The organism is Gemmatimonadota bacterium (assembly GCA_016720805.1).
Lineage (GTDB): Bacteria > Gemmatimonadota > Gemmatimonadetes > Gemmatimonadales > GWC2-71-9 > Palsa-1233.
Genome location: JADKJZ010000002.1, coordinates 278,467 through 297,126 on the forward strand (window position 1 = coordinate 278,467; position 18,660 = coordinate 297,126).

General features: G+C 68.6%; 14 protein-coding genes and 1 pseudogene. 7 read left to right on the top strand and 8 right to left on the bottom strand.

Going from position 1 to position 18,660, the window contains the following annotated elements; all coding sequences use genetic code 11:
* Nucleotides 1–165: 165 nt before the first annotated feature.
* The gene (locus tag IPP98_04570; GenBank protein ID MBL0178386.1) at nucleotides 166–1,830 is read left to right on the top strand and encodes a hypothetical protein; all 1,665 of its coding nucleotides are present in this window, start codon (nucleotides 166–168) and stop codon (nucleotides 1,828–1,830) included.
* A gap of 683 nt (nucleotides 1,831–2,513) precedes the next feature.
* Here the strand turns inward: IPP98_04570 and IPP98_04575 are convergent.
* A complete protein-coding gene (locus tag IPP98_04575) occupies nucleotides 2,514–2,780 on the bottom strand; it encodes a hypothetical protein (protein ID MBL0178387.1) in 267 nt (88 codons plus the stop codon).
* Between the two features lie 479 nt (nucleotides 2,781–3,259).
* On the opposite strand from IPP98_04575, the gene IPP98_04580 reads away from it, so the two are divergent.
* The 5 genes from IPP98_04580 (at nucleotide 3,260) to IPP98_04600 (ending at nucleotide 10,143) form a co-directional block, all read left to right on the top strand.
* Nucleotides 3,260–4,039, top strand: coding sequence for a hypothetical protein (locus tag IPP98_04580; GenBank protein ID MBL0178388.1), 780 nt, complete (start codon nucleotides 3,260–3,262; stop codon nucleotides 4,037–4,039).
* A 223-nt stretch (nucleotides 4,040–4,262) separates the two neighbouring features.
* A complete protein-coding gene (locus IPP98_04585) occupies nucleotides 4,263–4,679 on the top strand; it encodes a hypothetical protein (GenBank protein ID MBL0178389.1) in 417 nt (138 codons plus the stop codon).
* Nucleotides 4,680–5,495: 816 nt separating this feature from the next.
* A complete protein-coding gene (locus IPP98_04590; GenBank protein ID MBL0178390.1) occupies nucleotides 5,496–6,581 on the top strand; it encodes a hypothetical protein in 1,086 nt (361 codons plus the stop codon).
* A gap of 284 nt (nucleotides 6,582–6,865) precedes the next feature.
* Complete coding sequence (locus IPP98_04595; GenBank protein MBL0178391.1) at nucleotides 6,866–9,562, top strand: aminotransferase class V-fold PLP-dependent enzyme; 2,697 nt, start codon at nucleotides 6,866–6,868, stop codon at nucleotides 9,560–9,562.
* Entirely contained in the window at nucleotides 9,562–10,143 is a 582-nt protein-coding gene (locus IPP98_04600; protein MBL0178392.1) for a DUF1211 domain-containing protein, read from the top strand. Before IPP98_04595 ends, IPP98_04600 begins: the two co-directional genes overlap by 1 nt.
* Nucleotides 10,144–10,155: 12 nt before the next feature.
* Here the strand turns inward: IPP98_04600 and IPP98_04605 are convergent, their stop codons facing one another.
* From IPP98_04605 to IPP98_04620, 4 genes and pseudogenes are all read right to left on the bottom strand, one after another.
* The gene (locus IPP98_04605; GenBank protein ID MBL0178393.1) at nucleotides 10,156–10,683 is read right to left on the bottom strand and encodes a GNAT family N-acetyltransferase; all 528 of its coding nucleotides are present in this window, start codon (nucleotides 10,681–10,683) and stop codon (nucleotides 10,156–10,158) included.
* Nucleotides 10,680–10,835, bottom strand: coding sequence for a hypothetical protein (locus tag IPP98_04610; GenBank protein MBL0178394.1), 156 nt, complete (start codon nucleotides 10,833–10,835; stop codon nucleotides 10,680–10,682). Before IPP98_04610 ends, IPP98_04605 begins: the two co-directional genes overlap by 4 nt.
* A gap of 117 nt (nucleotides 10,836–10,952) precedes the next feature.
* Nucleotides 10,953–12,737 (bottom strand): hypothetical protein, encoded by a 1,785-nt coding sequence (locus IPP98_04615; protein ID MBL0178395.1) that lies wholly within the window; start codon nucleotides 12,735–12,737, stop codon nucleotides 10,953–10,955.
* Nucleotides 12,738–12,984: 247 nt separating this feature from the next.
* Nucleotides 12,985–13,847 (bottom strand): annotated as a pseudogene (locus IPP98_04620) (hypothetical protein).
* Between the two features lie 310 nt (nucleotides 13,848–14,157).
* Here IPP98_04620 and IPP98_04625 point away from each other — a divergent pair.
* Complete coding sequence (locus tag IPP98_04625) at nucleotides 14,158–16,065, top strand: M1 family metallopeptidase (protein MBL0178396.1); 1,908 nt, start codon at nucleotides 14,158–14,160, stop codon at nucleotides 16,063–16,065.
* A gap of 206 nt (nucleotides 16,066–16,271) precedes the next feature.
* On the opposite strand, the gene IPP98_04630 is transcribed toward IPP98_04625, so the two are convergent.
* Genes IPP98_04630 through IPP98_04640 form a run of 3 tightly spaced genes read right to left on the bottom strand, consistent with a single transcriptional unit; the run spans nucleotide 16,272 to nucleotide 18,636 of the window.
* On the bottom strand, nucleotides 16,272–17,213 hold the full coding sequence (locus IPP98_04630; protein MBL0178397.1) for a UPF0182 family protein: 942 nt from the start codon (nucleotides 17,211–17,213) through the stop codon (nucleotides 16,272–16,274).
* Nucleotides 17,126–17,875, bottom strand: coding sequence for a UPF0182 family protein (locus IPP98_04635; GenBank protein MBL0178398.1), 750 nt, complete (start codon nucleotides 17,873–17,875; stop codon nucleotides 17,126–17,128). The genes IPP98_04630 and IPP98_04635 overlap by 88 nt, the downstream gene beginning before the upstream one ends.
* A gap of 5 nt (nucleotides 17,876–17,880) precedes the next feature.
* Nucleotides 17,881–18,636 carry a UPF0182 family protein gene (locus IPP98_04640; protein ID MBL0178399.1) on the bottom strand — a complete coding sequence of 252 codons (756 nt, stop codon included), beginning with the start codon at nucleotides 18,634–18,636 and terminating at the stop codon, nucleotides 17,881–17,883.
* Nucleotides 18,637–18,660: the final 24 nt, after the last annotated feature.

Sequence of the window (18,660 nt, forward strand, 5' to 3'; positions counted from 1 at the left end):
GGCTTGGGCTGGTGGTTCTGTTGCTGCCGGGACGAGTGGATGCGCAGATCTCGCCGGGTGCGCTGGCGAAGGCGCACCAGGCGCTCGAAGGGGCGACCAAGTGCTCGCAGTGCCATGGCCCTCGGAAGGACGCGATGCCACGACTCTGTCTGAGTTGCCAAGGAAGTGACGCTGCTGGTGTCGCAGGGGCGGCGGTATCACGCGCGCGAGGCGAAGACGTCGGGGAAGAGTTGCGCGTCGTGCCATCCGGACCATGCCGGTCGCGAATTCGCGATGATCGCCTGGCCGGCCGGCGGCCGCGACCGCTTCGATCACCGCGGCGCGGGGTGGGCGTTGGAGGGAACGCATGCGCCGCTCGCCTGCGCCAAGTGTCACGTGGCGAAGTACCGGACCGATCCGGCGGCGCTGATCTCGCCGCGGAAGGGATCACCGGGGTGGATGGGGCTGGAGACGGCCTGCGCGTCATGCCACGCCACGGACGACCCGCACCAGAAGTCGCTGGGGCCGAAGTGCGAGAAATGCCACACCGCCGATGCATGGGATCCGGCCCCGAAATTTGATCACATGAATTCCCGATATCGTTTGACGGGGGCCCATGAGCAGGTGACCTGCAACGCCTGTCACCTCGCGCCGACACTCCGTATTGCACCGGATGCCACGGGGAAGCGGAACCCCCTGTACCGCCCCCTGCCGTTCGCCGAATGCGCGAGTTGCCATGCCGACCCTCACAAGGGACGGCTGTCATCGAAATGCAGTGATTGTCACGTTACGCAGGGGTTTGATGTGCTCGATCGTCGCGGCTTCAACCACTCGCTGACTCGCTACCCACTCCTTGGCAAGCATCGCCAGGTGGGGTGCGACGCATGTCACGGGCGGGACATGGCGAAGCCACGACCGGTTTCCACCACCTGCACGTCCTGCCATGCCGACCGGCATGCCGGGGAGGCGACGCTTGCCGGCGCGGTGGTCGACTGCGCCGCCTGCCATCGCGTCGAAGGCTTCGCCCCATCGACCTTCACCGTGGCCCAGCACGGCACGGCGCGGTACCCGCTCGGCGGCAAGCATCGCGTGGTCCCCTGCGCCTCCTGCCACAAGGCGACCAAGGCGCCCGGGGCTGCGGCGGCGGCCAGCGTGACGCACCTGCGGGTCGCCTTCGCCACCTGCACGTCGTGCCACGTCGAGCACACGGCGCGCAGCTCCCCGGGACGGCGTGCGAGAGCTGCCACAGCGATCTCGGCTGGAAGGAGCTCCGGTACGATCGGGCCACGCACAGCACGACGACGCTGCCCTCGAGGACGGCACGCGGCGATTGCCTGCGCGGATTGCCGCTCGGCGTCCCGCAGCGGCCTGCCGACCTTCGCGAAGACGACCGCGCTCGGTACCGCCGGCCTCCGGTTCAAACTGCCAGAGACCCGCTGTGCCGCCTGCCACGCCGATCCGCACGCCATTGCCGGCGAGACGCGCCGTCGTGACACGACCCTCACCTGCGGCGACTGCCACTCGGCGACGGCGTTCCGCCCGTCGACGGTCGGGATGGAATCGCATGCGCGGTTCTCGTTTGCCCTCGAAGGCGCCCATCGCGCGGTGCCCTGCCGAGAGTGTCACAGCGGACTGCCGGCGTCGAGCGGGGTCGCCACGGGCCGGGCGTCGCTCGTCGGGGCGTCCAGGACGATGCCACGGGTGGCGCTGGGCGTGCCGAAGGGGGACCAGCTGCGCCAGCTGCCATCAGACTCCGCACGGCACGCAGTTCGACGCGAGGGCCGACAAGGGCCGGTGCGAAGCGTGCCAGCACCAGCGATCGCTTTGTCGGGCGCTCCGCTTCGATCATGAACAGCAATCGGCGTTTTCGGCTCAGGGGGCGCACGCCACGGTTCCTGCGCCAAGTGTCATCGCACCGAACAGGTTGGTGGAACCGCACGGGTGATCTACCGCCCCGTCGCCACGAGCTGCGAAAGCTGTCACACGGCCAAGCCGGCTGGAGGGGTGCAATGACACGCGTCTTGCTGCGCGGGCCTGTCGGCCGCCGTGGTGCTGCTGTCGCTCCTCGTTGGCCGCGCCCCGGCGCAGTCCGGCGCCAACCCGCATGGTCCCGCGATCGGGGCCTGCGCCACCTGCCATCGTCCCGAGGGGTGGAAGCCGGTGCGGATCGCAGCCACGTACCGGCACGCCGAGCGGACCTTTCCGCTCGACGGGGCGCACGCGACGGCGACGTGTACCGCCTGCCATACGACCTTGGAGTTCTCGAAGACCAAGGCGACCTGCGCCTCATGTCACCAGGACGTCCACCGCAGCGAGCTTGGCACCGGAGTGCGCGATGCCATACCACGCGCAGCTTCACCGACCAGGCGCGGCTCTCCCGCCTGCACGAGGAGAATCGCTTTCCGCTCCGCGGGGCGCACGTGGCGACGGCCTGTGAGGCGTGTCTCCACCGATTGCACCACCTGCCACACCACCACGGTATGGCGCGGGGCGACCTTCGACCACAATACGACCACCTTCCCGCTGACCGGTGGTCACCAGGCGACGCAGTGCGCCGCCTGCCATACCGATGGCGTCTTCAAGGGGAAGGCAACCAGCTGCGTTTCCTGCCATCGCCCGAATTTCGACCAGACCAAGACGCCGCCGCACGGCGCGGCCGGCTTCTCGACCGATTGCACGACCTGCCACACGACCAGCCGCTGGCTCGGGACACCGTTCAACCACACGACCACGCGCTTCCCGCTCACCGGTGGACACCAGCCGCTGACCTGCGCCTCCTGCCACGCTGACGGCGTGTACAAGGGGAAGGCGATGACCTGCGTGTCGTGTCACCGGCAGAACTTCGACCGCACGACCGTGCCGCCGCACGTGGCGGCCGGCTACTCCACCGACTGCACCAGCTGCCACAACTCGACGGCCTGGCTCGGTGCCGGCTTCAATCACAACACCACCCACTTCCCGCTGACCGGCGGGCACCAGGCGGTGACCTGCGCCTCGTGCCATGCCGATGGCGTCTACCGCGGCCGGTCGATGACCTGCGTCTCCTGCCATCGGCAGAGCTTCGATCAGGCGCGGACCCCGCCGCACGCGTCCGCCGGGTTCTCGACCGAGTGCACCACCTGCCATACCACCACCCGGTGGCAGGGCGGGACGTTCAACCACTCGACGACGCAATTTCCGCTGACGGGCGGCCACCTCACCGCCACCTGCGCCTCGTGTCACGCGGATGGCGTCTACCGCGGCAAGTCGCAGAGTTGTGTGTCGTGCCATCGCACCAACTATGACGCCACGCGCACCCCGGCCCACGCGGCGGCCGGGCTACTCGACCGACTGTACCACCTGCCACACCACGACCCAGTGGCTCGGCGCGACGTTCAACCACAACACGACCCGCTTCCCGCTGACCGGCGGGCACCTCACGGCGACCTGCGCCTCGTGCCATGCCGACGGCGTCTATCGGGGCAAGCCGACGACGTGCATCTCGTGTCACCGGACCAACTACGACGCCACCCGGACGCCGGCCCATGCGGCCGCGGGGTACTCGACCGACTGCACCACCTGCCACACGACGACGCAGTGGCTCGGCGCCAACTTCAATCACAGCACGACCCGCTTCCCGCTGACCGGTGGCCATCTCACGGCGACGTGCGCCTCCTGTCACGCCGATGGCGTCTATCGGGGCAAGTCGACGGCGTGCCTGTCGTGTCACCAGGCCGACTTCACGCGCACCACCACGCCGCCGCACGCGGCCGCAGGTTTCGCAACCGATTGCACCACCTGCCATACCACGACCCGGTGGCAGGGCGCGACCTTCAACCACGGGACTACGCGGTTCCCGCTGACTGGCGGTCACCAGGCGGCCTCGTGCGCTTCCTGCCACGCCGACAACGTCTACCGCGGCAAGTCGATGACCTGCGTCTCGTGCCACCGCACCGACTATGACGGCACGCGGACGCCGGCGCACGCTGCGGCAGGCCATTCCACCAAATTGCACTGTCCGCCACCACCACGGTGGGGCGGTGCGACTGCTCCAACCACAGCACCACGCGGTTCCCGCTGACCGGCGGCCATCTCACGGCGACGTGCGCGTCCTGTCACGCCGATGGCGTCTATGCCGGGAAGTCGACCACCTGCGTGTCGTGTCACCGCACCAACTACGACGCGACCCGGACCCCGGCGCACGCGGCGGCCGGCTACTCGACCGACTGCCACTTGCCATACCACCACCCAGTGGCGGCGACGTTCAATCCAGCACACCATTCCGCTCACGGGCCCACCTGGCCGTGAGCTGCGCGAGCTGCCACGCCGACGGCGTCTATCGCGGCAAGCCGACGACCTGCATCTCGTGCCACCAGACGGACTTCAGTCGGACCACGACGCCCCCGCATGCCGCGGCCGGCTTCTCAACGACCTACAGTCCGCCACACGACGACGCGGTGGGGAGGGCGACCTTCAACCACGGCACGACTGCGTTCCCGCTGACCGGCGCGCACATCACGACCAGCTGCGCCACGTGCCACCTGAACAACGTCTATCGCGGCTTGCCGGCGACGTGCATCTCCTGCCACCAGCAGGACTGCACCTCGGCGACCAATCCGTCGCACCCGGGGTCGGCGTTCCCGACGACCTGTGCCACCCCTGCCACACCACGACGCGCTGGCAGGGTGCGACGTTCGACCACGACGGCCCGTACTTCCTGATCTACTCGGGCACCACCGTGGCCGTTGGGCGAGCTGTGCCACCTGTCACACGGCCCCGGGCAACTACACCGTCTATACCTGCATGAGCTCGGGCTGCCATTCGCGCACGAGCACCGACTCCGAGCACCGCGGCCGAAACGGGTATCAGTACGTCGCGACCGCCTGCTACTCCTGCCACCCGCGGGGTCGCTCATGAGCAATGCGACGGAGCCACTTCAGGGTGGTGGCGATGGTGATCCTCGGTCTCGGCCTCCCTTCGGCGTGCCTCACTGCGCAGATCACGGCGCGAAGACGACCCCGAAGAATGCCGCCGAAGCCCACGCCTGGCCTCCGCCGCCAAGGGCACCAGGCAGAAGCCTGGCGCGCCCGCGAAGACCCTGGTCACGCCGCCTCCCGGTCCTCCGCGGAGCTGGGCGGCGGTGACCTACGTCAGCGGTTCGACCATTTATCTGGAGGTCGGCAGCAAGCAGGGCGTCAAGGAAGGGACGATCTTCACGGTCGTGCGCGCCGGGCAGACCATCGGCGAACTCTCCGCGAGCTTCGTCTCTCGAGCCACACCGCCTGTGCCGTCACGCGGAGCAGCAGCGCGATCACGGTGGGCGACTCGGTCTCCTTCGTCCCCGTCGTGGTGGAACAGGTGCCCACCACGCTCACCGCCGCGGGGAGCCGGCCCGTCACACGTGCGGGGACTCGTCGGTCCCCAGTGCGCGGGCGGGTCGGACTCCGCTACCTGACCATCAATCAGCCTGGTGGCAGCACCTGCGGCAGCCGTCGGTCGACTTGCGGCTCGACGGCGCACAGATCGGCGGTTCATCGATGGGGCTTGCCGTCGATGTGCGGATGCAGCGCACCAGTGTCACCGGCGGCTCGTCATCCGCCACCTCGGCACCAGCCGGGGCGACCCGCGTCTACCAGGCGGCGCTGATCCGGCAGAGCTCGCCGACCGGAACCCGACTCGCCATGGGTCGCCAGTTCGCGACCGTCCTCTCGCCGATCGGCATCTTCGATGGCGTTGCCCTCGACGTGAATGGCAGCAAGTGGAGCGGCGGCGGCCTCGTTGGCACCATGCCCGATGGCGGCAGCTTCGCGCCGTCGGCGGCGACCACCGAGGCCGGGCTCTGGTTGCAGCGGCACAGCGCCCAGGGGAGTGCATCGCCGTGGAGTGCGACGGTCGGCGCCATCGGCTCCTACAATCGTGGCGAAATCGATCGCGAGTTCGCGTACCTGCGCGGGACGCTCAACACGCGGGTGGTCTCGATCTACGCCGCCGAGGAGATCGACGTCAATCGCGGCTGGAAGCGGCAGGCCGAGGGGTCATTCGCGACCTTCACCTCCACCGTATTGACCGCCCAGGTGAGCATGAGCCGAGCGCTGTCGATCTCGGGCGGCCTCGACTCGCGCCGCAGCGTCCGCCCCTACCGCGACTTCGTCAATCCCGAGATTGCCTTTGACGACGCGCTGCGGCAGGGTCAGTGGGGCGAAGTCTCGCTGCGCCCCTCGCGTCATTTCCGGTTGAGCAGCGACATCCGCTCCAGTGGCGGGGGCTCGGAAGGGAAGTCCCAGGCCTTCACCGCTTCCGCGTCGGCGACGCAACTGACGCCCCTCGGCCTCGGCCTCCGTGCCCGCACCACCCAGTACACCGGCGCGATCACCGAAGGGCGGCTCTCGTCCGTGGCGGTCGAGGTCGCCCCCGGGCAGGCCGTCCGCCTCTCGCTCAACGCCGGTGTCCGAACCAGTCTCATGCCCTCGGCCGGCCTCCCCGCCACCCGCCTCACCTGGGCCGGTGGTGACCTCGACGTCGCCGTGGGCCGCTCGCTCTCATCATGCTCTCCACCTACCGCGAGTCCCGGAACGGCTTCGGCGTCGGTGCAGACGTATGCGGCGGTGACCTGGCGGTTCTAGCGAGAAGCGAGAAGCGAGAAGCGAAGCGTGACCAGGACCGTGACCAGTGACCCTACCCGGGTTACTGGTCACTTTACTGGTTACCTTTCTGGCTCCCCACCATCGCCCAACCGAGGTCCCCCAGCGCTGACCCGCTCCCGCCCTTGGCGGCTGCTGCGCTCGCCCTGCTCGCTGCCTGGCGTTCCGGCCACGCGGGCCGGTGGACTGGCCGATGGTCGCGAAGATCCGCGCCGAGGGGTTGCAGCGCTCCCGGGTGATGGACCTCGAGGGGTAGCCTGGCCGACGTGCTCGGCGCCCGGCTGACCCTCTCGAAGGACATGCAGCGCGCGCAGCTCTGGGTGCGCGGGGAGATGGAGCGGATCGGGCTGGTCAATGTGGCCGCGGAGCCGTTCATGAACTTCGGCGCGGCCTGGGACAACGAGTACGTCTCGATCCACATGCTCGAGCCCGACTATCAGCCGATGGTCGGCTACCCGCTCGCGCACACACCCGGCACCGACGGCAAGCAGGTCGTGCAGGCGATGATCGTCGATCTCCAGTCGAGGCAGGACCTCGAGCGCTACCGTGGCAAGCTGGCCGGGATGGCCATTCTCGCCACGCCTCCCGCGGTGATCGACCTTGTGGCGATGACCAATGGCGTGCGGCGTCGGACGGAGGCGGAACTGGATTCGCTGGAGCGCGTGGTCATCGTGCCGCGTCCGGCCCCGGCGCCGCGTGCCGTCCGGAATCCCGACGTGCTGACGGCCGTCGAGAAGATGGCCTTCTACAAGGCCGAGGGCGTGGCGGTGGTCTTCCAGTGCGAGAGCGGCTGGCTTGGGGCCGTGCGCGGCTTCTCGCGCCCCGGCTCCGCCGCGGACCGGTGGTCGCGCGAGGGAGACTTGGCGGCACCGGTGATGGTGGCAGTCACTCCCGAGCACTACAATCGGATGTATCGGATTCTCCAACGGAGCATTCCGGTGAAGGTCGAGGTCGAGGTCCGCAACCGGATCGGCGAGCAATCCGAGCAGGCGATGAACATCGTCGGCGAAATCCCGGGGAGCGACCTCAAGGACGAGGTGGTGATGATCGGCGCCCACTTCGACACCTGGCACGCCTCGCCGAATGCGAGTGACAACACCTCCGGCGTCGCGGTGGCGCTCGAGGCGGCGCGCATCCTCAAGGCGATCGGCGCCAAGCCGCGCCGGACCATTCGCGTGGCGTTGTGGGGCGGCGAGGAGCAGGGATTGTGGGGGTCGCGCGCCTATGTGCTCAAGCACTTCGGCAATCCGCGTGATCCGAAGGTCGGCACCACGCCGGACTTCGAGAAGTTGCAGGCCTATTTCAACCAGGACTACGGTTCGGGGCAGTACCGCGGCATCATGCTGCAGGGGAACGAGGGCGCGCGCGAGCTGCTCACCGCGTGGATGTCGCCGTTCAAGGACCTGGGCATGACCGCCGTGTCGAACCAGAGCCTCCGGCAGCACCGACCACGTCGCCTTCGACGAGATCGGCCTCCCCGGCTTCCAGTTCCTCCAGGACCGGACCCCGGGGCAGGGTGGCCACACCAACCTCGACTTCTTCGACACAATTCAGGCGGACGACCTGATGAAGAACGCCGTGATCATGGCATCGTATGCCTGGCACGCCGCCAACAGCGCCGAGCGGATTCCCCGCAAGGGCGCGCGCTAACTCCCCTCGCCGGAGCCGCCATGTCCTCGCGCCGCCACTTCGTCCGGACCCTGATGGGCACCGGTGCCGCGCTGCCGATGTTTCGCCACGATGCGATGCGCCAGGTCGTGCGGGCCACCGACCGGCTCACCTCTGGCGATCCGCTCGCCGCCGCCGAGGACGAGGCGTACTGGACCGAGATCCAGCGCGCCTTCGACGCCGACCGGACCATGGTGAACCTGAACAACGGCGGCGTTTGCCCCACGCCGAGCCACGTGCTCGAGGCGATGATCCGCGACCTTCGCTTCAGCAACGGACTGCCGGTCCACCACATGTGGGCGGTGCTCGAGCCGCGCATCGAGAGCGTGCGGCGCGACCTGGCGCACGACTTCGGCTGCGACCCGGAGGAGATGGCGATCACCCGCAACGCCTCGGAGGCGCTCGAGACGCTGATCCTCGGCCGCGACCTGCAGCCGGGCGACGAGGTGCTGGTCACCAACCAGAACTACGGCCGGATGCTCACCACCTGGGAGCAGCGGGTCCGGCGGCAGGGGATCGTGCTGAAGCAGGTGTCGTTCGACGTGAAGAACCCGACGCCGGACTATCTCGTCGACGTCTTCCGGAAGGCGATCACGCCGCGCACGAAGATCATCGAGGTGACGCACATCACCAACCTCACCGGCCAGATCTTCCCGGTGAAACAGGTGATCGACATGGCGCACGAGAAGGGAATTGAAGTGTTCGTCGACGGTGCCCATGCCTACGCGCACTTCCCGTTCACGCGCGATGCGCTCAACGTCGACTACTATGGCACCTCGCTCCACAAGTGGTTGTTGGCGCCGATCGGCACCGGCTTTCTCTATGTGCGCAAGGCAAAGATCGGCAGCATCTGGCCGATGATGGCCGCCCCCGCCACGATGAACGACAACATCCGGAAGTACGAGGAGATCGGCACGCACCCCGCCGCCAATCACAACGCCATCTCCGCGGCGCTGGCCTTCCACCGCGGCATCGGCAGCGAGCGGAAGATTGCGCGGCTGCGCTACCTGCGCGACCGCTGGGCCAAGCGGCTGCTGGCCGAGAGCCCACGCGTGCGCATCCCCACGCCGCTCGAGGGAACCGCGGCGGGCGCGATTGCCCTGCTCTCGGTCGAGGGGATCGACGCCAGCAAGCTGTCGGCCTGGTTGCTCGACAAGCATCGCGTCGTCACGGTGGCGATCAATCATCCCGAGTTCTCGGGGATTCGCGTGACGCCGAATGTCTACACCACGCCCGACGAGATCGACGTCTTCGCCGACCTGATCGGCAAGGCGATCAAGCAGGGCATCGCCTAGTGGATACCAAGCGCCTGGAGGCCTTCAGCGACGGCGTGATCGCCATCATCATCACCATCATGGTCCTCGAGCTGCGGCCGCCCCACGAGGCGACCCTCGCCGCGCTCACGCCGCTCCTGCCCGTGATCCTCTCCTACGTCCTCTCGTTCATCTACCTCGGCATCTACTGGAACAACCACCATCACATGCTGCAGGCCACGAAGCACGTGAATGGCACCATCCTCTGGGCCAACCTCCACCTGCTCTTTTGGTTGTCGTTGGTCCCGTTCGGCACGGCGTGGCTGGGCGAGGCACACCTGGCCCCCGCCACGACGGCGCTCTACGGCGGCATCCTGCTGATGGCGGCGATTGCCTACACGATCCTGCAGCAGGCGATCGTCCGGCTGCACGGCCGTGACTCGGTGCTGGCGAAGGCGATCGGCGATGACGGGAAGGGGAAGGTCTCGGTGGGCTGCTACGTCGCGGCGATCGCGCTCTCGTTCGCGAGCGTCTGGGCGGCGATCGCCCTCTACGTGGTGGTGGCGCTGATCTGGCTCGTGCCGGACCGGCGCATCGAGCGGGTCCTGGGCACGACCGACTGACCTGCGCGCGGGTCAGTCGGTCGGACGGTTGATGCCGAAGGTCCGGACCGGCGGCGCGCCCTCCTGCAAGACCCGCGGCGCCTCCTCCACGAAACCCAGCTTGAGGAGAAGGCGCTGCGAAGGGTCGTTCTGCGCGTTGGTGATGGCCAGCACGCGGGCATCGCCAAAGTCTCGCCACGCCGATTCGAGGATCGCGCTCGCGGCTTCCAGCGCATAGCCGACGCCCCACGCCTCCGGCACGAAGGCATAGCCGATGTCGGGCGCCTCGAGCGTGTCGCGCTTGAGGAGTCCGCACATCCCGATTGGCGCGGCCGTCTCGCGCAGCACGACCAGGTTCAGCCCGTGGCCGTGCGTCGCGTAGCTGCTGGCGATCGGTCCGCTGCTGAGGTAGCCGTGCGCCCCTTCGAGGGTGCGCACCCCCTTGTCGCCGATGTACTCGTGGAACGACGGCTCGTTCAGCAAGCGCAGCACGAACTCGCCGTCGTCCAGCGTGAAGTGCCGCAGCAGGAGTCGCGGCGTCTCCCAAGGGCCCTGACTCATCGCTTCGGGGCCACCGCTTTCAGCGCCGTCCAGCGCGCCATGATCGCGACATACGCCTGCTCCGCCTTGGCGGCGGAGGCGAGCTGGTTGGCCGTCGGCGCCACGTCGGCGCCCTGCATGGCCAGCGCGGCAGCATGCAGCGCATTGCTCACGCCGTCGAGCGTGGTCGGCGGGGTGGCACCGGCACCCGCGCCACCGCGTCCGCCACCACCCCGTCCGCCAGCGGCGCCGCCACCACCGGCGCCGGCGCGAGCGAGTCGACCTGCCCTTCAGGCGCGGGCCGCCGGCGTGCCCGCCTGGGCCAGCGAGGCGGAGAGGGCACGCGCCTCGGTCCACGCGGCGCGGGCGGCGACGGCCTTGCTGCGCAGCGTGCGCGTCATCGTGAAGAGCTGCGTCAGGGCCGGCGCCGGGGTGGTGACACGGGGTCGAGCCGGAGGGTGAACGGCTGGGTGAATTGCGCGCCGTCGACGGTGAGCCGAGCGACGTACCGCCCTGGCGGTGCCCACGGTGCGCCCACGACGGTCATCATCCGCCCAGGCACCGCACCGGTCGATCCCACCACCACCCGGCACGATCGGATCATAGTGCATGTCCCAGAGCCAGCGGTGCATGCCAGCCTCGGCCGAGAGCGCCGTCGAGGCGGCTGGCCAGTAGAGTGGGAAGGCGCAGTGCTGCGCGTTCGGTGTGCGCTGGCAGAGCGCCACGTAGGCCGCCGGGTCGCGCACCGGATCAGGGTTCAGGACGGGGTCGGTGCTGGCGTAGGTCCGCACCACGGCACCGGTCGCGTCGAGGATCTCCAGCGTCACGGGACCGCTCGCAGCCTTCGGCAGGAAATAGTCGAGTACCGCGCCGACCGGGCCACTCTCGCCGGCGGGCACTTCCGGCGGCCAAGGCGTCGGGTCGTTGATGAAGTTGCGAAGCCGCACCGCCGTCATCGGCTTGACGAGGTGCGCCGACTGGGTCGCGGCCGCCTGACGCAGGGCGGCGGCCTCGCGCAGCGGCGTGAGGTTGTCGAGAATCCAGAAGCCACGACCGTGCGTGCCGGCGATGAGGTCGGCGCACTGGCACGAGGCGTCGTCCTTCACCTGCAGGTCGCGCACCGAGATCGCCGGCATCTCCTGTCGCAGCGACTGCCAGTGATCGCCGTCGTCGAACGACACCCACACCTGCGTGTCGGTGGCACCGTAGAGCAGCCCCTTCACCCGGGGATCCTCGCGGATCGAGTTGACCACCGCGCCCGGGGCGATCCCGGTGTTGATCTCCTGCCACGTCTTGCCACCGTCATGCGTGCGCCAGAAGTGCGGATTCAGGTCGTCGATCCGCAGGGTGTTGGCCGCCGCATAGGCAGTGAGGTTGTCGAAGTGGCCCGCTTCGATGTTGAAGATCCGGGTCCATGGCTTGATGGCTGGCGGCGTGACATTCGTCCACGTCGTCCCGCCATTCATGGTCACCTGGATCAGGCCGTCATCGGTGCCGGCCCAGAGGATCGCCACGGAGCGCGGCGAGGCAGAGAGCGCGGTGATGGTGCCGAGCGGGGCTGGCGTCACGGTGCTGGCATACTTGCCGGCGGTGGCAGGGACTTCCCAACTCTGGCGAGAAAGATCGGGCGAGATCCGCGTCCAGCTATGCCCGCGGTCGAGCGTCTTCCAGACCGCATTCGATGCGTAGAAGAGCGCGTCAGGATTCACCGGCGAGAACAGCAGCGGCATCGTCCGCACGTTGCGGTTGAAGCCGGTCATGTCGGGGCCGACGTTGGTGGTCTGCCCGGTCTTGCGATCGTACCGCGACACGTTGCTGCGCGAGCTGCCGAAGACGATGTCCGGGTTCCGCGGATCGGGCGCGGCGATGCCGTATTCCTGGATGTTGACCGGGTGCCAGTCGTGGAAGGTGATGATGCCATCGGGCGGCCAGGTGGCGACGCACGGCGACCCGGAGTCCTGCTGCCCGCCGCAGAGCCGGTACGGATAGGCGTTGTCGGCGGTGACGTGATACATCGCCGCCGTCGACTGGGTGTACCAGTTGGACCAGCTCTGTCCGCGGTTGCCGGAGATCACGGCGCCCTGATCGGCGACGACGCCGATGATGTTCGGATTGAGCGGGTTGATCCAGCTGCGCTGATAGTCATCGCCGCCGGGCGCGCGCCGCGCACTGCGGCCCAGGTGCGGCCGCCGTCCTCGGTGCGCCAGAAGACGGTCGAGGCGCTGTAGACAACGGTGTCGATGGTCGGATCGACGGTGATGGTCGGCAGGTCGCCGCCGCCGATGCGGCCGAGTGGGCGCGGGTCGGCGGCCGGGACCGCGGCTACCGGCCGGGGCGTTCGGGTCGCGCTGGGCCGGGAACCAATGTTCCCCGCCGTCGACCGACTTGAACAGCGTGATCGCGCCCGCGCCGCCCCCCGGCCACCGCCGGGCCGCCAGCCGTCACGGGCGCTGGCCCGGCCGCTGGCGCCACTGTGGCGTAGAGGACCAGGTGGTTGCTCGGCGCCATCGCCAGGTTGGCCTGCCCCACCGTGGGAAGCCCTTCCGTCAACTGGCGCCACGTCGTGCCGCCATCGGTCGACTTGAAGATCCCGCCGCCTGGGCCGCTGAAGTCGCGCCCTTCGATGAACTGCTGTTGCTGCTGCCAGAGCGCCGCGTACACGATGTTCGGGTCGGTCGGGTCGATGCGCACGTCGTTCGCGCTGGTGTATTCGTCCTTGTAGAGGACCTTCTGGAACGAGGCGCCGCCGTCCGTCGAGCGGAAGATGCCGCGCTCCGCGTTCGGGCCGTACGGGTGGCCGAGGGCGGCGACGAAGAGGCGTTCAGGATTCTTTGGATCGACCTCGACCCAGGCGATCATCTGGCTCTCGCGCAGGCCGAGATGCGTCCAGCTCTTGCCGGCGTCGTTGGAGCGATACATCCCGTCACCCACGGCGAGGTCGGGACGGATGATCCCGGCGCCGGTGCCGACGTAGAGGATGTTCGGGTTCGACGGCGCCACCGCGATCGCCCCGATCGAGCCGGTCGATTCGCGATCGAAGAGCGGCTGCCAGGTCGAGCCGAAGTCGGTGGTCCGCCAGACCCCGCCGTTGTCGAAGCCGGCGTAGAAGACATTGGCTGCGTCGGCACGCCGACCATCGAACGGCCCCGCCCGGCGCGCACCGGCCCGATCGAGCGCCAATGCATGGCGGCGGCCGGGTCGGGGGATTGTGCGGGGAGCAGCGAGGGCAGGGCGAACAGCGAACAGGCCACGAGCGTGAGGCGGGACGCGGAAGCGCGCACGGGACGATCTCCGGGTGGGGCGGGGGATGGTTGAAGATACGGCGAAAGCCAGTGACCGGGGTGAACTGGTGACCGGGAGGGTGAAGTCGACCGTGACCTGTACCCCGCAGCCCGTAACCCGTCCCCGTAACCGCTGGCCCTGCCCCCGTTCACTGGTCACCAGCTATCCTTTGCCTCCTCTTCTCGGAGTCCCTCATCGTCGTGGAGCTTCCGCATGCGTTCCCTCTCGCTTTCGGCCGCGCTGCTGCTCGCCGCCGCCGCGCCGCTGGTGGCCCAGTCCGGCCTCGCGGTGGCCGACTCCTCCCCCTTCCGACCGCTGAACCTGCCGGCGCCGAACGAGTATCGCGGCGGGTCGGGGCGGCCGGGGCCGCGGTACTGGCAGCAGCGGGTGGACTACCGCATTCGGGCGACGCTGGACCCGGTCGCGAACGAGATCAGCGGCCGCGAGACGATCCACTACGTCAACCACTCCCCCGATGCGCTGCCCTATCTCTGGCTCTTCGTCGAGCAGAACATCTGCGACCCTGCCAGTGTCACCAATCTCCTCAATCAGCCTCCCCTGGTCTTCCTCGGCTCCACCTTCGATTTCTCCTGCCAGGGCTTTGCAGGCGGCGGGCGCCTCGAGACGATGACGCTGCGGGGCAAGGAGGTGAACCGGAGTCGGTCTGGCACCACGATGCGAGTCGAGCTGCCCAAGCCGCTCGCCCCGGGGGATTCGCTCGATCTCGAGGCGGTATGGCGCTTCAAGGTGCCGACCCAAGGTGCCGGCCGCATGGGGCACGATGGCGCGCTCTACGAGATCGCCCAGTGGTATCCGCGGATGGTGGTGTACGATGACGTGCGCGGTTGGAATCACGAACCCTACATCGGCGCCGGGGAGTTTTACCTCGAATACGGCAACTTCGACGTCTCCCTCACGGTGCCGGCGACGCACCTCGTCGCGGCGACCGGCGATCTCCTGAATCCGTTGCAGGTGCTCACCGCCACCCAGCGGGCCAGGCTCGCGCTGGCCAGGCGCTCCGATACGGCGATCGCGATCGTGACCCGGACCGAGGCGGGCAATCCGGCGGCGACGCGGCCGACGGCCCAGGGCACGCTGACCTGGCGCTTCAGCGCGAAGAACGTGCGCGATTTTGCCTTCGTCTCCGGCCCCGACTTCCGCTGGGATGCCAGTGGCTACGACGGCATCCTGATCGAGACGCTCTATCGGCCGCGCGCCGAGGCGTGGACCGAGGCGAACCGGATGTCGCGCGAGGCGATCAAGCATTTCAGCGAGAAGTGGTATCGCTATCCCTGGTCACACGCGACGACCGTCGAGGGGCCGATCGAGGGAATGGAGTACCCGATGCTCACCTTCGTGCCGAACTCGCCGACCCGGGAGGAACTGCAGGGTCCTGGCGCACGAGTTCGGGCACCAGTGGTTCCCGATGATCGTCGGCTCGAACGAGCGACTTTACCCCTGGATGGACGAGGGCTTCAACACCTTCATCGACCTCGCCAACAGCGCCAACTACTTCCGCGGCACCGCGTATGGCGACTCGATCGAGGTCCACCCGCTGCATCTGGCCGCACTCCACACGACGCCGGGGGAGGAGCAGCCGCTGATCACCAAGCCACGTCGGTGCGCGACCTCTTCTGGACCGGCTACCAGAAGCCGGCGCTGATGCTCTCGCTGCTCCGCGATGAGGTCCTCGGCCGCGAACGCTTCGAGGCCGCCTTCCGCGAGTACATCCGCGCCTGGGCCTTCAAGCATCCGACGCCGACCGACTTCTTCCGGATCATGCGTGACGCGTCGGGGATGGAGCTCGACTGGTTCTGGCGCGATTGGGTCTACACCACGGCGCGCCTCGATCAGGCCGTGGACTCGATCACGGCCCGCCCCGATGGTGGCTCGAACGTCCACCTGAGCAACCGCGGCACGATGACGATGCCGGCCGAGCTGGCGCTGACCTTCAGCGACGGCACCACCTCCACCGTCCGCCTTCCGGTCGAGATGTGGAACCTCGGTCAGCGCTTCACCTACCGCGTCCCGGGCACGAAGCGGGTGACGCGCGCGACCATCGATCCGCGCGGCGCGATGCCGGACACGGATCGGAGCAACAACACGCGGGGCGCGCCCTGACGCGCAGGCGCCCGCCGTGTGGAAGGGCGACGCGCTGCGTCGCCCCTACGAAGGTCCGGGATCGGCCTGCGCGATCCGGCATCAGCGCCGCGGGCAATCGGGATCGGCCCGCGCGACCCCGGGATCAGCGCCGCAACTGCGCCAACACCTGCCCCAACGCCTTGATCTCCTCGCCGTACTTGGCCCAGTTCCCTCGCGTTGCGCGGTCATCGCCGCGTCGGTAGTGGCGCTGGGCCTCGGCGAGGAGCGCCGCTGTGGTCGGCGCGGGTGGCGCGGTGGTCACCGGTGCCCCGGCCAGCGGCGCCGGCGTGTCCGAGGTGATCCGCTGCGACCCGCTGCCGCCGAAGAGCGTGTTCAGCGCGCCATCCAGCGATTCGTCCATCACCACCTGCGTCTGGTACGCCACCACGACCCGCTTCAGCTCCGGGATCTTGCCCCCCGACGCCTGCAGGTAGAGCGGCTGCACGTAGAGCAGCGACGCCTCGATCGGGATCACGAGCAGCTCGCCGCGGATCACCTCGGAGCCGCCCTGGTCCCAGAGCGAGACCTGGCGCGAGACCTCGGTGTCCTGGTTGATGCGGTTCTCGGATCTGGGTCGGCCCGAAGACCGGTGCTCTGCCGCGAGAAGCTGTACGCCCGGAGCTTGCCGTAGCGGCGCCGTCGTTGCGGGCGACCATCCATGCCGCGAGGTTGTCCTTCCCGCGCGGCGTGAACGGCGCCATGTAGATGAACTCCGCCTTCTCCTCCCCCGGCAAGCGCATCACGATGTGGCGCATGAAGGGTACCGCGCCACTCGACCCCTCCTCCATCTCCGGCACGGCCCACTGGTCCTCGCGATGATAGAACGCATCGGGCGAATCCATGTGGTAGGTCGCGTACAGGGCGGTCTGCATCCGATAGAGATCATCGGGGTAGCGGATGTGGGCGCGGATGTCCGCGGGCATCTGCTCCATCGGCAGCAGGATCCCGGGGAAGATGCGACTCCAGGTCTGGATCAACGGATCCGTTGGTGCCGTGACATAGGCGTGCATCGAGCCGTCATACGCATCGAGGACCACCTTCACGCTGTTGCGCATGTAGTTGGTGCCGTTCGACAGGCGCTGCGAATAGGGATAGCGGGTGGTGGTCGGTAGGCGTCGAGAATCCACCGCAGGTGCCCATCGTCGGCCACCACCATGTACGGGTCGCGGTCGAGCGAGAGGAAGGGCAGCGCCTTCTCGACGCGTTGCTTGATGTTCCGCAAGTAGAGGATCCGCGAGGCGTTGGTGATGTCACCGGAGAGCAGCAGCTTCGAGGTCTGAAAGCGTGAGGCCAGCACGAGGCGCCGCCAGAAGGAGCCGATCGGCACGCCGCCGGTGCCGGCATAGGCCGCGTAGACATTGTCCTCGCCGGCGGGGTGGTCGAATTCCCGTTGCGCCGTGCCGACGACGGCAAAGTCGTAGTTCATCTCGCCGAAGTAGATCTGCGGACGGGTGATCTTCAGCGAGACGCTCGATGCCGGTGGCAGGTCCTTGATGAAGAGGACCGGTAGCTGCCCGAAGGTCTGCAGCAGCGGGTCCCGGTCCCAGAGCCGGACGTTGTCGATGGTCGGGGCGTTCCGCTGCAAATCGGCCAGCGACAGCGTGCCGCCCTCGGCGAGCTCACTCGACTCGACCGAGTCGATGCCCCACGCCGCGCGCGTCGCGGCAATGTGGGACTGCAGGTAGGGTGCCTCCCGGGTCAGTTCGGTCGGCGCCACGATCAACTTCTGGATGGCGAGCGGAAAGAGGACGCGGGTGACGATGGCGAGGAGCATCCAGCCGCCCAGCACCCGGATCAGGCGGCGGCCAGGCGAATTGCCGGGAGCGACGCGTGCAAATCGGTGTAGCTGGCGCCGACCAGCGGGCCGGTGGTGGAGTAGAGCAGCCCCGGCGCGTCGACGAACCAGAGCTGCAGCGCCCAGAGCACGAAGAGCATCCCGAGCACCGTTCCGACGTGGCGTGATGCCTCGACCCGCATCCCGACCGCGCGTGGCGGCGCTAAGGTGATGTCGCCGCGAAGCAGGTAGGCAGGGAAGAGCAGCAACAGCGTGACGATCGTCAGGCCGACCAGGATCGACAGGACCCCGCTGATGGCGGGGAGCAGGAAGACGTAATAGGAGATGTCGCGCTGGAAGACCGGATCGACGCTGCCGAACGGCGTCCGGTTGAGCGCCAGCAGGGCCGTCTCCCAGGCCGACGCGCCGCTGCTGCCGAAGAGGAAGCCGAGGAAGAGGGCCAGGGGGAGCGACACGCGCCGGAGGAGGGCCGACAGGTTGATCGGCGGGAAGTTCGGTCCGAGCTGCACCGCGAACGGGAGCGGATGGAGGCCGCGGCGCACCACCCGCAGGCTGCCATAGACGATGGCCGTGGTGAGGCCGCCCACCACGAGGAAGAGCGCCAGGCGCGCGACGATCTCCTTGGTGAAGATCACCTCGTAGCCCACTTCCTTGAACCACCACCAGTCGGACAGCGTGGTGCTGAAGGACGGCCACGCGATGGCCACCAACACGAACAGCGGGACCAACAGGACGAGCGAGCGGCGGGCGGTCATGGCGTGCTCCTGAACCGGCGGGAG